Source organism: Mesorhizobium sp. CO1-1-11 (assembly GCF_020164995.1).
Classification (GTDB): Bacteria; Pseudomonadota; Alphaproteobacteria; order Rhizobiales; family Rhizobiaceae; genus Mesorhizobium; species Mesorhizobium australicum.
Genome location: NZ_JAIUHE010000015.1, coordinates 37,209 through 56,734, shown reverse-complemented (window position 1 = coordinate 56,734; position 19,526 = coordinate 37,209). Strand labels below are relative to the sequence as shown.

The following is a 19,526-nucleotide window of genomic DNA, read 5'->3' as shown; positions in this document are numbered from 1 at the left end:
GACCTCCAGGGAAGGGGCTCCAGTACCATCGACGGGATTTCCAGCGTCCCGGCAGGCTGATAGGTTCGGCCAGTCTTGGGAGGAGACAGCGATGCCGGTCAATCTCGACGAGCTGAAGAATGCCACCAATCTGCGCGGACGCGGCGCGCGCGCCGGCAGCGTCTTTATTGCACCGGTCGATGGCAGGGCGCATGTCTCGGGCGACCGCAAAGTGCCGCTGCTCGACAAGACCATTCCCGCGCTGTTCTCCGACACCGTCGGCAAATACGGCACGCTCGATGCCGCCGTGTTCGTCGGCCAGGACAAGCGCTTCACGTGGAGCGAACTGTCGGACACGGTGGATGCACTGGCCGCCGGCTTTCTGGCGCTCGGCCTCCGGAAGGGCGACCGGGTCGGCATCTGGTCGCCCAACCGCTGGGAATGGCTGGTGACGCAATTCGCCACCGCCCGCATCGGCCTGATCCTGGTCAACATCAATCCGGCCTACCGGCTGACCGAGCTGGAATATGCCCTGAACAAGGTTGGCTGCAAGGCACTGGTGACGGCGGCGAGCTTCAAGACATCGGACTATCTCGGCATGATCGAGACTCTGGCGCCGGAGATCGCGACGGCGACACCCGGCAAGCTGAAGGCTGCGAAATTGCCGGCGCTCAGGATCGTCATCCGTATGGGCGAGGAGAACTCGCCAGGCATGTTCAATTTCGGCGACGTGCTGGCCATGGCCGGTCGCGACGAGCATGATAGCCTCGACCGCATCTCGGAAGGGCTGAAGCCTGGCGATGCGATCAACATCCAGTTCACCTCAGGCACGACGGGCGCACCCAAGGGCGCGACGCTCACCCATCTCAACATCGTCAACAACGGCAATTTCGTCACCTCGGCTATCAAGCTCACCGTCGACGATCGGCTCTGCATCCCGGTGCCGCTCTATCACTGCTTCGGCATGTCGATGGGCACCATGGGTTGTGTGTCGAAGGGCGCGACCATGGTTTTCCCGTGCGAGGGGTTCGATCCGGGCCTGACGCTGAAGGCGATCGCGCGGGAGCGCTGCACCGGCCTCTACGGCGTGCCGACCATGTTCGTCGGCATGCTCGATCATCCGGATTTCCCGACCTTCGATCTCTCCAGCCTGCGCACCGGCATCATGGCCGGTTCGCCCTGCCCGATCGAGGTGATGAAGAAGGTGGTCTCGCTCATGCACATGGCTGAAGTGACCATCGCCTACGGCATGACCGAGACCAGTCCGGTCTCGTTCCAGAGCAGCACCGACGATCCGTTGGAAAAGCGTGTCTCGACTGTCGGGCGCATCCACCCGCATGTCGAGGTCAAGGCGATCGCCGTCGACGGCGCCACCGTTGCGGTCGGCGCGCCGGGCGAGCTTTGTACGCGCGGCTATTCGGTGATGAAGGGCTATTGGGACGACGACGAAAAGACTCGCGAGGCGATCGATAGCGATGGCTGGATGCACACCGGCGACCTCGCCACCATCGACGCCGAGGGCTATTGCAACATTGTCGGCCGCGTCAAGGACATGGTCATTCGCGGCGGTGAGAACGTCTATCCCAGAGAGGTCGAGGAATTCCTCTACCGCCATCCCAAGGTGCGGGAAGTGCAGGTCTTCGGCATCCCGGACGCCAAATATGGCGAGGAGCTGTGCGCCTGGATCGTGCTCAAACCCGGCCAGGTCGCCACCGAGCAGGAGATCAAGGCGTTCTGCGCGGGCCAGATCGCCCACTACAAGGTGCCGCGCCATATTCGCTTCCGCACGGAATTGCCGATGACGGTGACCGGCAAACCGCAGAAATTCCTGATGCGTCAGGCGATGGCCGAGGAACTCGGGCTGGTGGCGCAGAAGACGGCGTGAGGCCGGATCAGCCGTGTCGCACAAGCGCGCCGATACCGTCGAGCAGCGCCTGCTGGTCGCCGACCCAGAACCAGTGGTCGTCGCCATCGACCTCCATAAACCGCGCGCCTGGAATCTTGGTCGCTAGGAACCGCCCCGCCTCGATGCGCACGGCGCGGTCGCCGGAACGGTGTAGGATCATCGTCGGGGCGGAGACGTTTGCCAGGAGGTGACGGACATCGGTGTCCCGCAACGCGTCGAGCAGCCCGGCGACCGCACCCGGGCTGGAGGCTGCCCTGAGCAATCCGGCCCACCAGGTCCTCGCCTGGCGGTCGCCAGCGAGGCTCGGTGCGAAGGTGTCGATTTCCGCCGCGCCACCCCAGCCCGCCAGCAGCCGTTGCTTCCACAGATCATACTGCGCGATGGTCAAGGCGTGGGGATAGTCAGGTGCACGGCTGCCTTTGGCGAGCGAGCCCCACAAGACAAGGCCCGTCAGCCGATCTGGATGCTGGACCGCAAAACGGATACAGCCCGGCCCACCCTCCGACGCGCCGACCAGCAAGGCCCTGCGGCTGCCGGCCGCGTTCATGACCGCCAGAATATCCTGCGCCGTCGCCTCGACCGTGGGGCGGGCACCGACGCGGTCGGAAAGCCCCATGCCGCGCCGGTCGAAGAGGATCAGGCGACCCAGGCGCGAAACCGCGGTCAGCCAGGCGCGGCAACCCGGGTCTTCCCAGATACGCTCGACATGTGAAATGAAGCCGGGAACAAGCACGATGTCCGTCGGGCCGCTGCCAAAGATCTGGTACGCGATGTGGATGCCGCCCACCGCGACATAGCGCGTCCTGGGCACATCCAGGGCGGCGTCCTGAGTTGGCTGGCTCAGCAAGGCAAGCGTGGCGGGGTCCGGCACTACGCCGAGTTCGTCCCGCAAGAGCCGGATGCACGTGTCGATCTGCCGCTCGGCCGCCGCCCTGTCCCCGGCCGCCAGATGGGCACGGATCAGATGTCGGTGCGCGCTTTCGCTCAAGGGGTCGAGTGCCGCCAGCCGTGTCGCGTGAACGACCGCGCCACGAGGCTGGCTGTCGGCGATCTTGGCGTCGATGAGCCGCTCCAGCGCCTGCACCAGCCGGCCACGCAACGTCTCTCGCCGAAAGAAGACCCATTCCTCGAATTGCGGACAGTCCGGCAGCAAGAAGCCGGCGAGATAATCGTCTTTGTAGATCTCGGCTGCCTTGTCGAGAGCGCCGGAATTGCAGGCCTGCTCGAAAATCCTGGTGTCGATCTCGGCGGACAACGCCGGGTGCAGGCTTAGCGAGACGCCTGTGGCGGCGATGATCTCGTTGCCGAACGCGATGCGGATTTTGTACAGCGTGCGCCGAAGGCGGGCGCGTGCGGCCTGCTCGTCGGCTTCCGGCCACAATAGCGTGGCGGCGACCTCGCGCGCCACCGGCCCGCTGGCCTCGGCGAGATAGATGAGAAGGGCTGCCGCCTTGCGCAGGGCGAGTTCCACCCGCCGGCCGTTCAACCGGAACTCCGGAAAGCCCAGAAATCGGAATTCCAATCGCTCCATCGATCCGACCACGGCCATGCAGGGACGTTGAGGGGACGCCGGCCTTCTATCCATTCCCACGACGTCGGGCCGATCGGGCCCGATCACGGGACTCCCTTGGAGCGAGAAATGTCACTGGTCAATACTCTCACCCGCCCTGTCGGTGCCGCCAACACACGGCAAGGAGGCTGAGACATGTGCCAATCCTGTCTCTCCTGGTACGCGCGCTGCATTGCTCCCTACCTCGTCCACGCCGGCTGTTCGGCCAACGCTTTCACGGACATGCGAAGGCGTCTGATCCCGCGGGCAGGGGGCGTCGTCGTCGAAGTCGGCTTCGGCTCCGGCCTGAACCTTCCCCATTACGACGCCGCCAGGGTGAAGCGGCTGGTCGGCGTCGATCCCGACGGCACGATGCTGGGCCTTGCCGAACCGAAGAGCCGTTCCCTGCCATTCGATGTCGACTGCATCAGGGCCAGCGGTGAAAGGCTGCCCTTGGCCGACAGCTTCGCCGACACGGTGGTCGTCACCTATGCCTTCTGCACCATTCCGGACCCCGAGGCGGCGCTGACCGAGATCCGGCGCATCCTCAAGCCCACGGGCCGGCTGATCTTCATCGAGCACGGCCAGGCCGAAGGGCCGCGTTGCCGCCGGTGGCAAGAGCGTCTGAACCTGATATGGGGCCGGCTCGCCGGCGGCTGCCACCTCAATCGCGATCCATTGCACCTGATCCGGACGGCGGGCTTTCATATCGTCGAAGCGCAGCGCGAGCGGTTCCAGCTACCCTTCTGGCAGTTGGGAAGTCACCATGCCGGCATCGCGATACCCCTAACGGGTTGACGGGATGCCTCGTCCGCTAACGCCGCCCGCGCCGTATTTCCGCCGGCCGTGGCGCCGAACCCGGCTCCTGCACCAGCGGCCCCAGCAGCACCTCGCCGAACAGTGGCTGGTAGCTGCGGCGCACCGCCGGGTCCTCCTTGAAGGACAGCGCATATTGCCCGATCTGGTGGAAATAGGTGATGCGGGCCCTGACCAGGCTTTCGTCCTCGGGATAACCCATGGCGCGGAAGGAGCGGGTCAGGAGTTCGATGCGCAGGTCATCGATATCCTTGACCTCCTGCGCCAGCTTTTTCGACGTTCGTGACCAGTCGCGCACGGCGAGGTCGAGCAGGGGACTAAACGGCGCCTCGTCGACCCAAACATGCACGATGTCGGTGAAGAACTGCAGGCCGTCTATATTCTGCATCTCGCGCATAGCCCAGAAGGGCTCGCAATTGATATCTCGCCATTCTTGCAGCAGGCCGTCGCGAAGATCGGCCAGGCTGGTGAAATGGAAATAGAAGCTGCCGCGCGTCACCTTGAATTGCTTGGCGAGGCGGTCGATCTTGACCTCGCCAATGCCGTGCTTCTCCAGCACCTTGCGCGCCGCTGCGATCCAGGCCTCGCGACTCAGCGTCTGCCGCGCCGTCTTCCCAGGTCCCGCGGCTTTGGCTGGTCTCTTGCCTTTGGCCGGGGCGCTGTCCGATTTCATCCGATCAAGACCTTCATCGCACACGCAACGCCCACAAAACCGTTCGCCGGCTCCGATGCGCTTCGCGACTCATCAAGTGTCCATCTATCGCGGAAGGCGCAACTCAGGGCAATGCGCTGATCCGCTCCAGCATGAGTTCGAAGAACGGCGCGGGATCGATGCGCCGCAGGACGTTGCAGTTCTTGCGCCGGCCGGTGACGTGCCACCAGTCGACGACGGTCATGCCGATTGTCTCAGGCGAGACAATGTCGACCGTCACCGCGCACTGGCGCTGTTCATAGATTTGCGGTGCCAGGAGATAACCGGTGACGCAGGCATCGTGGATGGGGCGTGCCGGCGTCTCGAATTTGTGGGTGCCATACTGGCGGTAGAAGTCGGCCAGGTTCGCGGCCTCGATCGCCGCGCGGCTGCCGCTTGCGCGCAGGCGGTCGAGCCACTCAGGCGTCATCAGCGCCGTGTAGGTGCAATCGATGCCCGCCATGGTCACCGGCGCGCCGCTGTCGAACACCTTGTGCGCGGCATGCGGGTCGACGAAGATGTTGAACTCAGCGGCCGGCGTCGCGTTGCCACCCTGGAAGAAGCCGCCGCCCATCAGCACCACTTCGCGCAGACGGGGCACGATCCTCGGCTCCATGGTCATGGCCATGGCCAGATTCGTCATTGGCCCGAGCGTGCAAACGGTCAATTCGCCTTCCGGCGCGTCCATGATGGTGCGCACCATGTAGTTCACCGCGTGTTCGCCCCGCAGCGGCGTCACCGGTTCGGCAAGGTCGGCGCCGTCGAGGCCGGTTTCCCCATGGACATATTCGGCGGTGATCAGCTTGCGCACCATCGGCGCCGGGCAGCCGGCATAAACGGGCACATCGGGCCGCCCGGCGAGTTCGACGACTTTCAGCGCATTCTTCGAGGTCAGGGCAAGCGGCACGTTGCCGCCGACCGTGGTGATGCCGACCACGTCGAGTTCATCAGGCGACCCCAGTGCGAAGAGGATGGCGAAGGCGTCGTCCTGGCCCGGATCGGTATCGATGATGATCTTGCGTGGTGCCATGATGCCGCGTCCTTCCTTTTGCGATCGAAAGCCTATTGATGAGGCCGTTCGGATGTGTAGAAATACAGTACTGTATCTTATGTTCAAGACAGGGTGTTCGAAATGGATGCACAAGAGCGCGGCGATTTTTCCGAAATTCCGATCCTCGACGTTTCGCCGCTCTATGGCGACGACGAAGGCGCGATCAGGGAAACGGCAGCGACACTGCGCCGCTATCTCGAGACGATCGGCTTCCTCTATGTCACCGGCCACCCCATTCCGCGCACCGATGTCGAAGCGGTCCGCGAGGCCTCCAAGCGTTTCTTCGCCTTGCCCGAGGAGGAGAAGGCGAAGCTGAAGATCGACAAGAATTTCCGCGGCTACTTGCCCTTTGCCGGCTCGACCATCGTGACCTCGTCCGTGGCGGCCGTCAGCAAGCCGAACCAGAGCGAATCGATCTTCTTCATGCACGAGGTCGGCGCCGACGACCCCCGGGCCTTGGCCGGCAAGCCGCTGCAAGGCCCCAACCAGTGGCCTGACGAGGCCGCCCTTGCCGGCTTCAGGGAGACCATCGAGCGCTATGTCCAGGAGATGAGCACGCTCGCCCGCAAGATGGTGCGCGCTATCGCGCTTTCGCTCGGGCTGCCCTCCGACAGTCTCGACCGCTATTTCGAGCAGCCGACGACTTTCCTGCGGCTGCTGCACTATCCGACGCAGCCCCAAGAAGAGGGGCTTTTCGGTTCGGCGCCGCACACCGACTACGGCTTCATCACGCTGCTAGCCCAGGACAATGTCGGCGGCCTCGAGGTCAAGAACAAGGCGGGCGACTGGGTTCCCGCGCCGCCGGTTCCGGATTCCTTCGTCATGAATGTCGGCGACATCCTGGCGCGTTGGTCGAATGACCAGTTCGTCTCGACGCCGCACCGCGTCATCAACCGCTCCGGACGCGAGCGCTATTCGCAGCCCTTCTTCTTCGATCCCTCAATGGACGAGACGATCGCCGCACTTTCGGTCTGTGTGCCGGCCGGCACACAGCCGAAATACGAGCCAGTGCTCTATGGCGATTACCTGATGGAGCGCATCGACAAGAATTATCATTATCGAAAGAAGAAGGCGGCCGAAGCAGCCGCTTCCTAAGGGACACCGAGCCCCTGCCGGCCACTGGCCCGGGCTCTGCCGGAAAGACTGCAAACAAGGACAAGAAAAGGGGAACAGCAATGAACAGATATCTGCGAATGACCAGCCTTGCACTGGCGCTCTCCACCACCGTCGGGGGCGGGGTTTCCAAAGCCGCCGACGTGCCGAAATCGGCTGAGGTGAAAGAGAGCGGAACGCTCGCCGTCGCCAACACTCTGGACTTCGCGCCGTTCGAATATCTCGACGCCGACGGCAAGCAGACCGGCATCATCGTCGAACTCGCCGGCGAGGTGGCCAAGCTCGTCGACGCCAAGCTCGATATCCAGCGCACGCCGTTCCCGTCGATGATCCCGGGTCTTGCGGCGGGCCGCTTCAAGATCGCCTGGGAGACCTTCTCGGCGACGCCGGAGCGGCTGAAACAGGTCGATTTCGTCATGTTCCTGAAGGCCGGCCTCGCCGTCTCGACATCGCCTGACAAGAAGGCGAGCTTCAGTGGCGACATGCCGCTCTGTGGCAAGCGCATCGGCGTCTCGGCTGGCAGCGCCTCAGATTTCCTGGTCGACAAGCTCGGTAAGGATTGCACCGACAAGGGCCAGAAAGCCATCGAGAAATCGGTGTTCAACTCCTCCACCGATATCGTCCAGGCCGTGCTTTCGGACCGCGTCGACGCGCGTATGGACGATGCCACCGCATCGAGCTATTTCGAGGTCACGAGCAAGGGCCAGTTGGTGGTCCTGCCGACGCTTTACGAGGTCGCGCCGCTTGGCATGGCGATCGCCAAGGACGACAAGCAGACCGCCGACATGATGGTGGCGGCACTTGCCGAACTGTTCAAGAACGGCACGTACAAGGCTATCCTGGAGAAGTACGGCATGGGCGCCTATGCGATCAAGGAACCCTACTTCGTCGGCACCATGGACGCGCTTCGCGTCGAATAGAGACCATCCGGCGCCTGATGAACATCAGGCGCCGGCCCGCAAGCTGGAGACATCCGATGGGCGTTGCCCTCCCGACCGACATCGGCGTCGAGCCAAGCGTTTCCGCCGCCGTGTCACGACTGACCGTCGTGCCGCAGCGCCGCTATGGCATCTGGGTCGGTACGGCGTTCGCCCTGCTGCTGGCCTTCCTCATCATTCGTGCTTTCGCCAGCAACCCGGCCTTTGCCTGGGGCACGGCAGCCGGATACCTGTTCCATCCCTCGATCATGCGAGGCCTTGGCAACACGCTGATGCTCACCGTCATCATCATGGTGCTGGCGATCATCGTCGGCACCGTCATCGCCATCATGCGGGTGTCGCCGAGCCCGGTGCTGCGCGCCTTTTCCGGCGTCTATGTCTGGTTCTTCCGGGGTGTCCCAGCCCTGATCCAGCTGATCTTCTGGTTCAACCTGTCGCTGCTGGTGCGCGAAATCTCGCTGACTTTGCCGTTCATAGGCACGCTGTTTTCCGTGCGCACCAATGATTTCATGACGCCGTTCTTCTCCGCCGTGGTGGCGCTTTCGCTGTGCGAGGCCGGCTACATGGCCGAGATCATCCGGGCCGGCATCAAGTCGGTGCCGTCTGGCCAGTCGGAGGCGGCGAGCGCGCTCGGCATGCCCTACCGCATGATCCTGAAGCGCATCACCTTGCCGCAGGCCATGCGCTTCGTCCTGCCGCCGACCGGCAATGAGGCCATCAACCTCCTGAAGATGACGTCGCTGGTGACGTTCATCGCCGTTGATGATCTATTCTACACCGCGCAGAGCATCTATGCGCGCACCTTCGAGACCATTCCGCTGCTGATCGTGGTCGCCTTCTGGTATCTCGCGGTGGTCAGCATCATGTCGGTGGGGCAGCATTTCCTGGAGCGCCATTTCGGCCGCAGCGATGTCAGACGCGACCCCCTGACGATGCGCACCTTGCGCAACTTGATCAGCCTGCGCGGCGTTGCCCGATGAGTGATGTGAAGTCCGAAAATCGTGCCCGCTTCGGCGTGCCCGCCAACTCCATGGTGTTCGCGCGCGCCGTGCGCAAAACCTATGGCCAGCTTGAAGTTCTCAAAGGTGTCGACCTCGATGTACCGGAGGGATCGGTCGCCTGCATCATCGGCCCGTCGGGATCGGGCAAGAGCACGTTCCTGCGTTGCATCAACCATTTGGAAAAACTCAGCGGCGGCATCCTGCTCGTCGACAGCCAGTTCGTCGGCTACGACCTCCAGGGCGAAAAGCTCTATGAGGTGAAGGACGATCTTCTGTGCCGGCGCCGCGCCGAGATCGGCATGCTGTTCCAGTCGTTCAACCTGTTCTCGCACATGACGGTGATGGAGAACCTGATCGAGGCGCCGACGCAGGTGCGGCGCATTCCAGTCGACCAGGCAAAGACCGAGGCGGAGGTGCTGCTGCGGCGTGTCGGCCTGGCCGACAAGGTCGACCGCTATCCCCGCGAACTGTCCGGGGGCCAGCAGCAGCGTGTCGCGATCGCGCGCGCCCTGGCGATGAAGCCCAAGGTGCTGCTCTTCGACGAGCCGACCTCGGCGCTCGATCCGGAACTGGTCGGCGAAGTCCTGCAGGTTATGCGCGACCTTGCCGAGAGCGGCATGACGATGGTCGTCGTCACCCACGAGGTCGGCTTTGCCCGCGAGATCGGCGACCAGCTCGTGTTCATGGACGGCGGCGTGATCGTCGAACGCGGCGCGCCGCGCGAGATGATCGCCAACCCGGTGTCGCCGCGCACCCGCGAGTTCCTGTCGCGGGTGCTGTAACGAGCGTTAGGGCCACCTCTCAGGCCGCCAACAGCGCCGGGCCTAGCCCCCGTATAATCTTGGCTAGCTCGACGCATTCCCCGTGCCGCGCATTGTTGCGTCGCCAGGCCAGGCAGATCATGCGCTGCGGCATCGGTTCCTGGAACGGCACGATCTTGAGGTCGGGGATGGTGCCGGCGGGGCCGGTCGCCATTTCGGGGATGAGCGTGACGCCGAGCCCGTGCGCCACCATCTGCAGGAGCGTGGTCAGGCTGGTCGCGCCATAGCTTGCCATCGCCACCGGCCGCACATTGCCGCAGACGGCCAGCGCCTGTTCGCGCAGGCAATGGCCTTCTTCCAGCAGCATCAGTCTTTCCAGCGCCGGGCTCTCGGGTGGAACCGGCGGCGAGGCAAAGGCCGGATCGTCCGACGGCACGGCCAGGAAGAACCGGTCGGGAAAGAGCGCCTCGGTGATCAGTCCTGGATGGTCGAGCGGAAGTGCCGCGATGAAGGCGTCGAGTTTTCGCGATGCGGTGTCTTCGACCAGGGAGGTGGTGACCGCCTCGCGCAATTCGAGCAGCAAGGCCGGGAAATGCTTCTTCAGTTCGGGCAAGGCGCGTGGCAGAAGATAGGGCGCGACAGTCGGGATGATGCCCAGCCGGAAGCGTCCCTCCATAGCCGTGCGGCCGCGCCGGGCCGTCGTTTCCACGTCACGTATGTCAGCCAGGATGCGCTCGATACGCGGCAACAGGGCGATCGCCTCGTCCGTCATGCGCACCGACTTGCCGCCGCGTTCGAACAGCCGGCAGTTCAGCCGTTGCTCCATTTCGGCGATCTGCGAGGACAGCGCCGGCTGGCTGACACCGGCAAGTTTCGCCGCACGCCCGAAATGCAGCGTCTGCGCCAGCGCGTCGAAATAATGCATCTGGCGAACTGTCAGTCCGATCATGCGGTCAAGCAGTCCGATCATGCGGTCAAGGCCATCATAAGAAAATCCTATCGAAATAAACAGGAAAGACAATTTGTTTTTATCGACGGTCTGGCCTAGGCTGGAATGGTTCCAGATTGGCGCGGGCCGCTGGCCGCCCCCAAAATCTCGGCAAAAATCAACCTCGGCAAATCAAACCTCGGCAAATTGGAGTGAGAGATGGACGCGAAAACCGACGACAGCAGCGCGGGCAAATGCCCTGTCGCGCATGGATCCGCCGGCCGGACCAACCGTGACTGGTGGCCGAACCAGCTTGACCTTGGGGTTCTCCATCAGCAGTCGAACCTGTCGGACCCGATGGGCGAGGACTTCGACTATGCCAAGGAATTCGCCAGCCTCGATCTCGATGCGGTCATCAAGGACCTGCACCAAGTGATGACGGATTCGCAGGATTGGTGGCCCGCCGACTTCGGCCATTACGGGCCGCTGTTCATCCGCATGGCCTGGCACAGCGCCGGCACCTACCGCATCGGTGATGGCCGCGGCGGTGCCGGAGCCGGCCAGCAGCGTTTCGCGCCGCTCAACAGCTGGCCTGACAACGCCAATCTCGACAAGGCGCGCCGCCTGCTCTGGCCGGTCAAGCAGAAATATGGCCGCAAGATTTCCTGGGCCGACCTGTTGATCCTCACCGGCAACGTCGCGCTGGAATCGATGGGCTTCAAGACCTTCGGCTTTGCCGGCGGCCGCGCCGACGTCTGGGAGCCCGAGCAGGACGTGGACTGGGGTTCGGAAACCAAGTGGCTGGGCGACGAGCGCTACTCGGGCGATCGTGAGCTTCGCGGCCATCTCGGCGCCGTGCAGATGGGCCTGATCTACGTCAATCCGGAAGGGCCGAACGGCAAGCCCGATCCGCTGGCCTCGGCCCGTGATATCCGGGAAACCTTCGCGCGCATGGCGATGAACGACGAAGAAACCGTGGCGCTGATTGCCGGCGGCCACACTTTCGGCAAGACCCACGGCGCCGGCGATGCCTCGCTGGTGGGCGCGGAGCCGGAAGGTGCCGGCATCGAGGCGCAGGGCCTCGGCTGGTCGAGCAAACATGCGTCAGGCATTGCCGGCGACGCCATCACCTCGGGTCTCGAAGTCACCTGGACCACGACGCCGACCAAGTGGAGCAACAACTTCTTCGACAATCTGTTCAATTTCGAATGGGAGCTGACGAAGAGCCCGGCGGGCGCCCATCAGTGGACGCCGAAGGGTGGCGCCGGTGCCGGCACGGTGCCGGATGCGCACAACCCATCGAAGCATCACGCGCCGGCCATGCTGACCACCGACCTCGCGCTGCGGGCCGACCCGGCCTATGAGAAGGTCTCGCGGCGTTTCCATGAACATCCGGATCAGTTCGCCGATGCCTTCGCCCGCGCCTGGTTCAAGCTGACCCATCGCGACATGGGTCCGGCGGTGCGCTATCTCGGCCCGTTGGTGCCCAAGGAAGAGCTGATCTGGCAGGACCCGATCCCGGCGCTCGACCATGAACTGGTCAACGAGCAGGACATCGCATCGCTGAAGGCCAAGATCCTGGCCTCCGGCCTGTCGGTTTCCGAACTGGTCTCGACGGCCTGGGCCTCGGCTTCGACCTTCCGCAACTCCGACAAGCGCGGCGGCGCCAATGGCGCACGCATCCGGCTGGCGCCGCAGAAGGACTGGGAAGTCAATCAGCCGGCCGAACTGTCGAAGGTGCTTGCCAGGCTCGAAGGCATCCAGACGGAGTTCAACACCGCGCAGACCGGCGACAAGAAGGTCTCGCTGGCCGACCTGATCGTGCTCGGCGGTGTCGCCGCGGTCGAGAAGGCCGCCAAGGATGGCGGCAACGACGTGAAGGTGCCGTTCACGCCCGGCCGCATGGATGCATCGCAGGAGCAGACGGACGTCCACTCCTTTGCCGCGCTCGAGCCGAAAGTCGACGGCTTCCGCAACTATGTCAGGGGCAAGCAGCCCATGTCGGTTGAAGCCATGCTGGTCGACCGCGCGCAGTTGCTGGGCCTGACGGCGCCGGAACTGACGGTGCTTGTTGGGGGCTTGCGGGTGCTCGGCGCCAACACCGGGCACTCAAAGCACGGCGTGTTCACCGACAGGCCGGGTAGGCTGACCAACGACTTTTTCGTCAACCTGCTCAGCATGAGCACGGTCTGGGATCCGGCTGCCGGTTCTGTTCCGGGTTCGGAAGAAGTGTACGAAGCGCGCGACCGCAAAACCAAGGCAGTCAGGTGGACCGGCACCCGTGCCGACCTGATCTTCGGTTCGCATGCGCAGCTGCGGGCATTGGCCGAGGTCTACGGATCGGCGGACGCCGGGCAGAAATTCGCCCGGGATTTCGTTGCGGCATGGACCAAGGTGATGAACGCTGACCGCTTTGACATCGCGGCCTGACCCGAGCTTGAGGACCTACGAAAGAGGCGCGGGGCCCCGGCCCCCCCCCCCCGCCTCTTGCATTCAGGCTCTGGAATCAATCCTTCTCGAAGACACGCGCCTTGGCGACGACGCCGGCAATGGCGCCGCCGATCAGCGGTGCGACGATGAACAACCAGAGCTGGCTGAGTGCGGCACCGCCGGTAAACAGCGCCGGGCCGATCGAGCGCGCCGGATTGACCGAGGTACCGGTGACCGGGATCATGGCGAAGTGAATGCCCGCTAGCGTCAGGCCGATGACCAGGCCGGCAAACGCCGTCGAGTGTTTTTCAGCGGTAACGCCAAGGATCACCGTGACGAAGGTGAAGGTGCCGATCAGCTCCCACAGGAACGCCGAGCTCATGCCCCATTTCGTCTCGTCCCAGCCATTGGCGCCGAAGCCGCCGGTATGGCCGCCGGTCTGGCCGGAAACGATGATCCACAACGCCAGCGAGGCGATGATGGCACCGATGATCTGCGCGATCCAATAGGGGATGACGTCCTTGGCCGGCAGCCGGCCAGCCAGGAACACGCCGAGCGTCACCGCCGGATTGAGATGCGCGCCCGAAATCGGGCCGATCGCATAGGCCGCCGCGATGAGGCCGATGCCGAATGCCAGACCGATGCCTTCCTGGCCAAGTGGCAGCGCGCCGCCGAAGCCCCCCGTCACCACGGACGCCGTACCGATGAACACCAACAGAAATGTGCCTAGAACTTCCGCCAGATAAATCTTCATTGCCCTCTCCTCGTGACGATCCGCCGGTCCACGTTTTCCGCGCCGCGAATCATGACGGCAAGAGTATTCCCAACCGAAAAACTTGGAAAGCAGAGCTGTAGCGCCACACGCCGTCCTTCCGGCCGCCAGTTAAGAACATTAGAGATCTTGTATCTACTAGTCCGCCTGCTTCTAACCGCCGCGAAGATTTACCGGTCGGACAGGTTTAGCCGACCATCGCCAGCTTGCGCTCGCGGCGAGGCCGGGCGGGGTTCAATCCGGACGTGAAAGGCTCTAAGAGCAGACCGGATAATGTGCTCGATTGATGGAATGACGAATGCGACTGGGCGGACGGCTGGCTGCGGCCATTGAAGTGCTGGAGGACATTGGTCGGCGTCACCGGCCGGTGGCCGACGCGCTGAAGGATTGGGGCCTGTCCCATCGCTTCGCCGGCGGTGGGGATCGCGCCGCGATCGGCAACATCGTCTACGACGCGCTGCGCCGCAAGCGCTCCGCCGGCTGGTTGCTGGGCGAAGACACGCCGCGTGCCATCGGCTTCGGGGCGCTGCTGCTCGAATGGAGCCAGACGGCGCAGTCGCTCAACGCAGCGCTCGAAGGTGACAAATTCGCGCCGCCGCTGCTGAGCGCCACGGAACTCCAGGCAATGGCGGAACGCCGGCTTGCCGACGCGCCGCCCGCTGTTCGCGCCGACATTCCCGATTGGTGCGAACCGCTTTTCGAGCGGGCCTTCGGCGAGACATGGGTCGAGGAGGGCGCGGCGCTCGCCACACGTCCGCCGCTCGACATCCGGGTCAACACGCTGCAGGCCAATCGCGCCAAGGTGTTGGCCGAACTCGCGCAGACCGGTGCCAGTGCCGCACGGATCGCACCCTACGGCATCCGCATCCCGCCGATCGACGGTGACGGCCGGCATCCGAACGTGCAAGCCGAGCCGGCCTTTCAGAAAGGCTGGTTCGAGGTCCAGGACGAGGGGTCGCAAATTGCGGCGGCGCTTGCCGGCGCGACGGCTGGCATGCAGGTGCTCGATTTCTGCGCCGGCGCAGGCGGCAAGACGCTGGCGTTGTCGGCGGCGATGGACAACCACGGTCAAATCTTCGCTCACGATGCCGAAAAGGCGCGGCTGGCGCCAATCTTCGACCGCATTCGCCGCTCGGAAAACCGCAATGTGCAGGTCACCACCAAGCCGGCCGAGCTTGCCCCATTGACCGGCCACATGGACATCGTGCTGGTCGACGCGCCCTGCACCGGCAGCGGCACCTGGCGGCGGCGTCCCGACGCCAAATGGCGGCTGACGCAGAGACAGCTTGATGCCCGCAAGGGCGAGCAGGCGACGATCCTCGATGCCGCCAGAACCTACGTCAAACCCGGTGGCCTGCTGGTCTACGTAACCTGCTCCGTGTTCGACGAGGAGAACGGTGAACAAATCGCCGCGTTTCGCGAGCGGCACGGCGGCTTTGCCCCGGTCGATCATCGCCAGCTCTGGGACAGCCGTTTTCCCGGCCATCCCGCCGCGATGCGGATCGGTGCCCTGGGTGGCATTTCGCTCTCGCCGGCGCTGAGCGGCACAGACGGATTTTATTTTTGCGCCATGCGCCGGGCGTACTGACGCTGTCGTTGACAGCTTCCCGCAGCGCCCCAATTGCAGATGCGCGGCGTTGCGCCGCCACGGGGTGAGTGCTTGCAAAGATATCTGTCGCTTCTGCTGTTCCTTGTCCTGGTGCTGGGCGGAGGCCTGCTGATCGGTTTCGCCACCTTGCCAGGTGCCTGGTATGCATCGCTGGCCAAGCCTTCCTTCAATCCGCCCAACTGGATTTTCGCGCCTGCCTGGACACTGCTCTATGTGCTGATCGCCGTGGCCGGCTGGCGGACATGGTTGCGGGACCCGGCCGGCACCGCGATGAAGATCTGGGGCGCTCAGCTCGTCCTGAATTTCCTGTGGTCGCCAATCTTCTTCGGCGCAAAAATGATGGGGCCTGCTCTGGTCATCATCGTGCTTCTTCTGGCCGTCATCGCCCTGTTTATCGCAAGCGTCTGGACCCGCGATCGGCTCGCCGCCTGGCTTTTCGTGCCCTACGCGGCGTGGGTGGCGTTCGCCACCTTGCTCAACGCCTCGCTTCTTTGGCTGAACTAGGTGGCGTTCGATGCGGTTTGCTGCAGTGCAGCAAAAGCATTTGCCTGCCGCTCATGCCTCTGCGATAAGCTTTCCCGGCAAACGTGAAGGCAACGGCGATGGCAGCAAAGATCGTACCGGCTCCGGACTATGAGGATCGCGTCAGGGCGTCCTTCGCCCGCCAGCAGGCGATGGCGACGATCGGCGCCGAACTGACATTGGTGACCCCCGGCATCATCGAGATCGAGATGCCTTATTCGGCGGCGCTGACCCAGCAGCATGGGTTCCTGCATGCCGGCGTCATTTCGACGGCGCTGGACTCGGCTTGCGGCTATGCGGCGTTCTCGCTCATGCCGGAGAATTCCGGCGTGCTGACCATCGAATTCAAGGTCAACCTTCTGGCGCCGGGCCGGGGCGAGCGTTTTCTGTTCCGCGGTTCGGTGACCAAACCCGGCCGTACCATCATCGTTGCCGACGGCCAGGCCTATGCCTTCGCCGCCGATGGCGAGGCCAAGCTGATCGCCACCATGACCGGGACGATGATGACGGTGCTAGGCCGCGATGGTATCGCTGGGTGAGTGGCCGGTTCGCCGCGGGCGAATTTAATCGTGCCGGTGGCACGGAGCTGCCGCCGGCAGCGGCCATGCCGTTGGTCATAATGTAGCGCAAGCAGGAGGATCGCCATGGCTGGCAACGTCGTGCGCATTGGCGGCAAGGATGTCCTCTTCGTCATGGCGGCGCGGGCCGAATATGGCCCGCATCTGCAGCGGCTGTTCACGCCGCTGATGACGGGTGTGGGCCCGGTCGAGGCCGGCGTGCGGCTGGGCGCTGAGCTCTCCTGGTTGAAATCGGACAAGGCATTGCCCGATCTGGTGGTATCGCTCGGCTCTGCTGGTAGCCGGACCCTGGAGCAGACCGAAATCTACCAGGCCGTCTCCGTCAGCTATCGCGACATCGATGCCTCGCCGCTGGGCTTCGAAAAAGGCGCGACGCCGTTTCTCGACCTGCCGGTGATCGCACCGTTGCCGTTGCGTATTCCCGAAATCAAGGAGGCGACACTGTCGACCGGCGGCGCCGTCATTACCGGCGCGGCGTACGAAGTGATCGCCGCCGACATGGTCGATATGGAGACCTTCGCCTGCCTGCGCGCCTGTCAGCTTTTCGACATCCCGCTCATCGGGCTGCGCGGCATTTCCGACGGCGCGGCTGATCTCAGGCACGTCGGCGACTGGACCGAATATCTGCACGTCATCGATGAAAAGCTGGCCGACGCCGTCATGCGGCTCGAACAGGCGATTGGTTCGGGCTTGCTCCGGCCGGATTCACCTCGTGACGAGGCGATACCGCTCTGAAAGTCAGGCGACGCAACCCATTGCGCAGACTCGTTTCTTTCTCTAAAGGCTCGCCATGACGACAGCCAATCACACCGACACCGTCCTGATTGTCGATTTCGGCAGCCAGTTTACGCAGCTCATCGCCCGCCGCATCCGCGAGGCCGGCGTGTTTTCCGAGATCGTGCCGTTCCAGTCGGCCGAGGCGGCATTCAAGCGCATCAACCCAAAAGCGGTCATCCTGTCCGGCGGCCCGGCTTCGACGTCCGATATCGGCAGCCCGCGCGCGCCGCAGATCGTCTTCGATGCCGGCGTGCCTGTGCTTGGCATCTGCTATGGCCAGATGGCCATGTGCGTGCAGATGGGTGGCGTCGCCGAAAGCTCCAACCATCGCGAATTCGGCCGCGCCTTTGTCGAGATCGAGAAGGACAGCCCGCTATTCGAGGGCCTGTGGGCCACAGGCCAGCGCCATCAGGTGTGGATGAGTCATGGCGATCGCGTCATCGCCCTGCCGCCTGGCTTCGAGGTGTTCGGCAAATCGGAAAGCTCGCCCTTCGCCATCTTCGGCAATGTCGAACGCAGGATGTACGGCATCATGTTCCACCCCGAGGTGGTGCATACGCCGGATGGTGCGAGGCTGCTCAGGAACTTCGTCCACAACATCGCCGGCATCGAAGGCGACTGGACGATGCGCGCCTATCGCGAGCACGCGGTCGAGGCGATCCGCAAGCAGGTCGGCAAGGGCAAGGTCATCTGCGCGCTGTCGGGCGGCGTGGATTCCTCGGTGGCGGCGCTGCTCATCCACGAGGCGGTCGGCGACCAGCTGACCTGCATCCTCGTCGACCATGGCCTGATGCGCAAGGACGAGGCCGCTGGTGTGGTGGCGATGTTCCGCCAGCACTACAATCTGCCTTTGATCCTGGTCGACGCCTCGGAAAAATTCATCTCTGCGCTGGAAGGCGAGTCCGACCCGGAAAAGAAGCGCAAGACCATTGGCCGGTTGTTCATCGAAGTGTTCGAGGACCAGGCCAAGAAGCTCGGCGGCGCCGATTTCCTGGCGCAAGGCACGCTCTATCCCGACGTGATCGAGAGCGTCTCCTTCACCGGCGGCCCCTCGGTCACCATCAAGTCCCACCACAATGTCGGCGGCCTGCCCGAGCGCATGAACATGCAACTGGTCGAGCCGTTGCGCGAACTGTTCAAGGACGAGGTGAGGGCGCTGGGCAAGGAACTCGGCCTGCCCGAAAGCTTCATCGGACGCCATCCGTTCCCTGGCCCCGGCCTCGCCATCCGCTGCCCGGGCGGCATCACGCGGGAAAAGCTGGAGATCCTGCGCGAGGCCGATGCAATCTATCTCGACGAAATCCGCAAGGCCGGCCTCTATGACGCGATCTGGCAGGCCTTCGCCGTGCTGCTGCCGGTGCAGACTGTCGGCGTCATGGGCGACGGCCGCACCTACGAATTCGTCTGTGCGCTACGCGCCGTGACCTCCGTCGACGGCATGACGGCTGATTTCTATCACTACGACATGGCCTTCCTGGGCGCCGCCGCTACGCGCATCATCAATGAAGTCCGCGGCATCAACCGCGTGGTGTATGACGTCACGTCGAAGCCGCCTGGCACAATCGAGTGGGAATGAGGGAGCGGCAATCGCGTAGTTTCGGCACGTAGGGTCGCCTTTCCAAAACAGTCTGACGGCACTGAAATGTGGCTGTGCGCGGATGCAAAGCGTCCTCTGATCTGTGTAGAGCCTTGGCGTACAAAGGCGTGCAGATAGGCGGGTTTGGACAGATTGCCAGCTCTGAACTCGACCTGGGCCTGTCCAAACGTTGCGTCGGTGTAAGCAGGCGCTATGGACAGCGCTTGCGAAAAGGCGCTCCGCGCGGCCGGCGGTCATTGAGACCCAGTTCGGTGAAACCCAGCTGAACCAGCGCGTCGGTATTTGCAGGCTGAAGAGCAAGGACACGCTTCAGCAACCCGGCGGCTTCTTCGAAATACTGTTCCTGCCGGGCCTTGACGCCTTGCGCATAAAGACTATCGGCCGTTTGTCCATGTGCCGCAGTCGCGCAACCGAGATACAGAACCGCGTATCCGGCAAGTGCGACAAGCCGCTTCTGGTGCATCAGACCTTCCCGCCGCGGCTATGATGGCTTGGTGCGACATTCGTG

18 protein-coding genes are annotated in these 19,526 nt (G+C 63.9%); 12 read left to right on the top strand and 6 right to left on the bottom strand.

Features of this window, described 5'->3' with window-relative positions; genetic code table 11:
• Positions 1–91 precede the first annotated feature (91 nt).
• Positions 92–1,864, top strand: a complete 1,773-nt coding sequence (locus LB554_RS18775; protein WP_140876658.1) for an AMP-binding protein — start codon at positions 92–94, stop codon at positions 1,862–1,864.
• 7 nt (positions 1,865–1,871) lie between these two features.
• Here the strand turns inward: LB554_RS18775 and LB554_RS18770 are convergent, their stop codons facing one another.
• Positions 1,872–3,416: an alpha/beta hydrolase gene (locus LB554_RS18770; RefSeq protein ID WP_041163730.1), complete on the bottom strand. Its 1,545-nt coding sequence runs from the start codon at positions 3,414–3,416 to the stop codon at positions 1,872–1,874.
• 174 nt (positions 3,417–3,590) lie between these two features.
• On the opposite strand from LB554_RS18770, the gene LB554_RS18765 reads away from it, so the two are divergent.
• Positions 3,591–4,232, top strand: a complete 642-nt coding sequence (locus tag LB554_RS18765; RefSeq protein WP_015316513.1) for a class I SAM-dependent methyltransferase — start codon at positions 3,591–3,593, stop codon at positions 4,230–4,232.
• 16 nt (positions 4,233–4,248) lie between these two features.
• On the opposite strand, the gene LB554_RS18760 is transcribed toward LB554_RS18765, so the two are convergent.
• Both LB554_RS18760 and LB554_RS18755 read right to left on the bottom strand, forming a co-directional pair.
• Complete coding sequence (locus LB554_RS18760; RefSeq protein WP_015316514.1) at positions 4,249–4,923, bottom strand: TetR/AcrR family transcriptional regulator; 675 nt, start codon at positions 4,921–4,923, stop codon at positions 4,249–4,251.
• A 103-nt stretch (positions 4,924–5,026) separates the two neighbouring features.
• Positions 5,027–5,971, bottom strand: a complete 945-nt coding sequence (locus LB554_RS18755) for a nucleoside hydrolase (RefSeq protein WP_015316515.1) — start codon at positions 5,969–5,971, stop codon at positions 5,027–5,029.
• A gap of 102 nt (positions 5,972–6,073) precedes the next feature.
• Between LB554_RS18755 and LB554_RS18750 the strand changes: the two genes are divergently transcribed.
• From LB554_RS18750 to LB554_RS18735, 4 genes are all read left to right on the top strand, one after another.
• On the top strand, positions 6,074–7,087 hold the full coding sequence (locus tag LB554_RS18750; RefSeq protein ID WP_224586161.1) for an isopenicillin N synthase family dioxygenase: 1,014 nt from the start codon (positions 6,074–6,076) through the stop codon (positions 7,085–7,087).
• 80 nt (positions 7,088–7,167) lie between these two features.
• Entirely contained in the window at positions 7,168–8,025 is an 858-nt protein-coding gene (locus tag LB554_RS18745) for an ABC transporter substrate-binding protein (RefSeq protein ID WP_224586151.1), read from the top strand.
• A gap of 56 nt (positions 8,026–8,081) precedes the next feature.
• Positions 8,082–9,023 (top strand): amino acid ABC transporter permease, encoded by a 942-nt coding sequence (locus LB554_RS18740; RefSeq protein WP_140715522.1) that lies wholly within the window; start codon positions 8,082–8,084, stop codon positions 9,021–9,023.
• A 50-nt stretch (positions 9,024–9,073) separates the two neighbouring features.
• Positions 9,074–9,826 (top strand): amino acid ABC transporter ATP-binding protein, encoded by a 753-nt coding sequence (locus LB554_RS18735; RefSeq protein ID WP_224586271.1) that lies wholly within the window; start codon positions 9,074–9,076, stop codon positions 9,824–9,826.
• Positions 9,827–9,845: 19 nt separating this feature from the next.
• Here the strand turns inward: LB554_RS18735 and LB554_RS18730 are convergent, their stop codons facing one another.
• Positions 9,846–10,754 carry a hydrogen peroxide-inducible genes activator gene (locus LB554_RS18730; protein ID WP_015316520.1) on the bottom strand — a complete coding sequence of 303 codons (909 nt, stop codon included), beginning with the start codon at positions 10,752–10,754 and terminating at the stop codon, positions 9,846–9,848.
• A gap of 198 nt (positions 10,755–10,952) precedes the next feature.
• On the opposite strand from LB554_RS18730, the gene katG reads away from it, so the two are divergent.
• The gene (gene katG, locus LB554_RS18725) at positions 10,953–13,163 is read left to right on the top strand and encodes a catalase/peroxidase HPI (RefSeq protein WP_224586149.1); all 2,211 of its coding nucleotides are present in this window, start codon (positions 10,953–10,955) and stop codon (positions 13,161–13,163) included.
• A gap of 76 nt (positions 13,164–13,239) precedes the next feature.
• Here the strand turns inward: katG and LB554_RS18720 are convergent, their stop codons facing one another.
• On the bottom strand, positions 13,240–13,917 hold the full coding sequence (locus LB554_RS18720) for an MIP family channel protein (RefSeq protein WP_015316522.1): 678 nt from the start codon (positions 13,915–13,917) through the stop codon (positions 13,240–13,242).
• Between the two features lie 316 nt (positions 13,918–14,233).
• Here LB554_RS18720 and LB554_RS18715 point away from each other — a divergent pair, with 316 nt between their 5' ends.
• From LB554_RS18715 to guaA, 5 genes are all read left to right on the top strand, one after another.
• The gene (locus LB554_RS18715) at positions 14,234–15,523 is read left to right on the top strand and encodes an RsmB/NOP family class I SAM-dependent RNA methyltransferase (RefSeq protein ID WP_224586147.1); all 1,290 of its coding nucleotides are present in this window, start codon (positions 14,234–14,236) and stop codon (positions 15,521–15,523) included.
• 72 nt (positions 15,524–15,595) lie between these two features.
• Positions 15,596–16,048 carry a TspO/MBR family protein gene (locus LB554_RS18710; RefSeq protein WP_224586145.1) on the top strand — a complete coding sequence of 151 codons (453 nt, stop codon included), beginning with the start codon at positions 15,596–15,598 and terminating at the stop codon, positions 16,046–16,048.
• Positions 16,049–16,146: 98 nt separating this feature from the next.
• A complete protein-coding gene (locus LB554_RS18705; RefSeq protein WP_015316525.1) occupies positions 16,147–16,605 on the top strand; it encodes a PaaI family thioesterase in 459 nt (152 codons plus the stop codon).
• A 105-nt stretch (positions 16,606–16,710) separates the two neighbouring features.
• Positions 16,711–17,379, top strand: coding sequence for a 5'-methylthioadenosine/S-adenosylhomocysteine nucleosidase (locus LB554_RS18700; RefSeq protein WP_224586143.1), 669 nt, complete (start codon positions 16,711–16,713; stop codon positions 17,377–17,379).
• 55 nt (positions 17,380–17,434) lie between these two features.
• Entirely contained in the window at positions 17,435–18,997 is a 1,563-nt protein-coding gene (gene guaA, locus LB554_RS18695; RefSeq protein WP_224586142.1) for a glutamine-hydrolyzing GMP synthase, read from the top strand.
• A 211-nt stretch (positions 18,998–19,208) separates the two neighbouring features.
• Here the strand turns inward: guaA and LB554_RS18690 are convergent, their stop codons facing one another.
• The gene (locus LB554_RS18690; protein WP_140617587.1) at positions 19,209–19,481 is read right to left on the bottom strand and encodes a hypothetical protein; all 273 of its coding nucleotides are present in this window, start codon (positions 19,479–19,481) and stop codon (positions 19,209–19,211) included.
• Positions 19,482–19,526: the final 45 nt, after the last annotated feature.

Coding starts and splice junctions, on each gene's coding strand:
- LB554_RS18770 (WP_041163730.1), bottom strand. CDS start 3,416: ATGGAGCGATTGGAATTCCGATTTCTGGGCTTTCCGGAGTTCCGGTTG.
- LB554_RS18760 (WP_015316514.1), bottom strand. CDS start 4,923: ATGAAATCGGACAGCGCCCCGGCCAAAGGCAAGAGACCAGCCAAAGCC.
- LB554_RS18730 (WP_015316520.1), bottom strand. CDS start 10,754: ATGATCGGACTGACAGTTCGCCAGATGCATTATTTCGACGCGCTGGCG.
- katG (WP_224586149.1), top strand. CDS start 10,953: ATGGACGCGAAAACCGACGACAGCAGCGCGGGCAAATGCCCTGTCGCG.
- LB554_RS18715 (WP_224586147.1), top strand. CDS start 14,234: ATGCGACTGGGCGGACGGCTGGCTGCGGCCATTGAAGTGCTGGAGGAC.
- LB554_RS18765 (WP_015316513.1), top strand. CDS start 3,591: ATGTGCCAATCCTGTCTCTCCTGGTACGCGCGCTGCATTGCTCCCTAC.
- LB554_RS18755 (WP_015316515.1), bottom strand. CDS start 5,971: ATGGCACCACGCAAGATCATCATCGATACCGATCCGGGCCAGGACGAC.
- LB554_RS18750 (WP_224586161.1), top strand. CDS start 6,074: ATGGATGCACAAGAGCGCGGCGATTTTTCCGAAATTCCGATCCTCGAC.
- LB554_RS18705 (WP_015316525.1), top strand. CDS start 16,147: ATGGCAGCAAAGATCGTACCGGCTCCGGACTATGAGGATCGCGTCAGG.
- guaA (WP_224586142.1), top strand. CDS start 17,435: ATGACGACAGCCAATCACACCGACACCGTCCTGATTGTCGATTTCGGC.
- LB554_RS18700 (WP_224586143.1), top strand. CDS start 16,711: ATGGCTGGCAACGTCGTGCGCATTGGCGGCAAGGATGTCCTCTTCGTC.
- LB554_RS18775 (WP_140876658.1), top strand. CDS start 92: ATGCCGGTCAATCTCGACGAGCTGAAGAATGCCACCAATCTGCGCGGA.
- LB554_RS18740 (WP_140715522.1), top strand. CDS start 8,082: ATGGGCGTTGCCCTCCCGACCGACATCGGCGTCGAGCCAAGCGTTTCC.
- LB554_RS18735 (WP_224586271.1), top strand. CDS start 9,074: ATGGTGTTCGCGCGCGCCGTGCGCAAAACCTATGGCCAGCTTGAAGTT.
- LB554_RS18720 (WP_015316522.1), bottom strand. CDS start 13,917: ATGAAGATTTATCTGGCGGAAGTTCTAGGCACATTTCTGTTGGTGTTC.
- LB554_RS18690 (WP_140617587.1), bottom strand. CDS start 19,481: ATGCACCAGAAGCGGCTTGTCGCACTTGCCGGATACGCGGTTCTGTAT.
- LB554_RS18745 (WP_224586151.1), top strand. CDS start 7,168: ATGAACAGATATCTGCGAATGACCAGCCTTGCACTGGCGCTCTCCACC.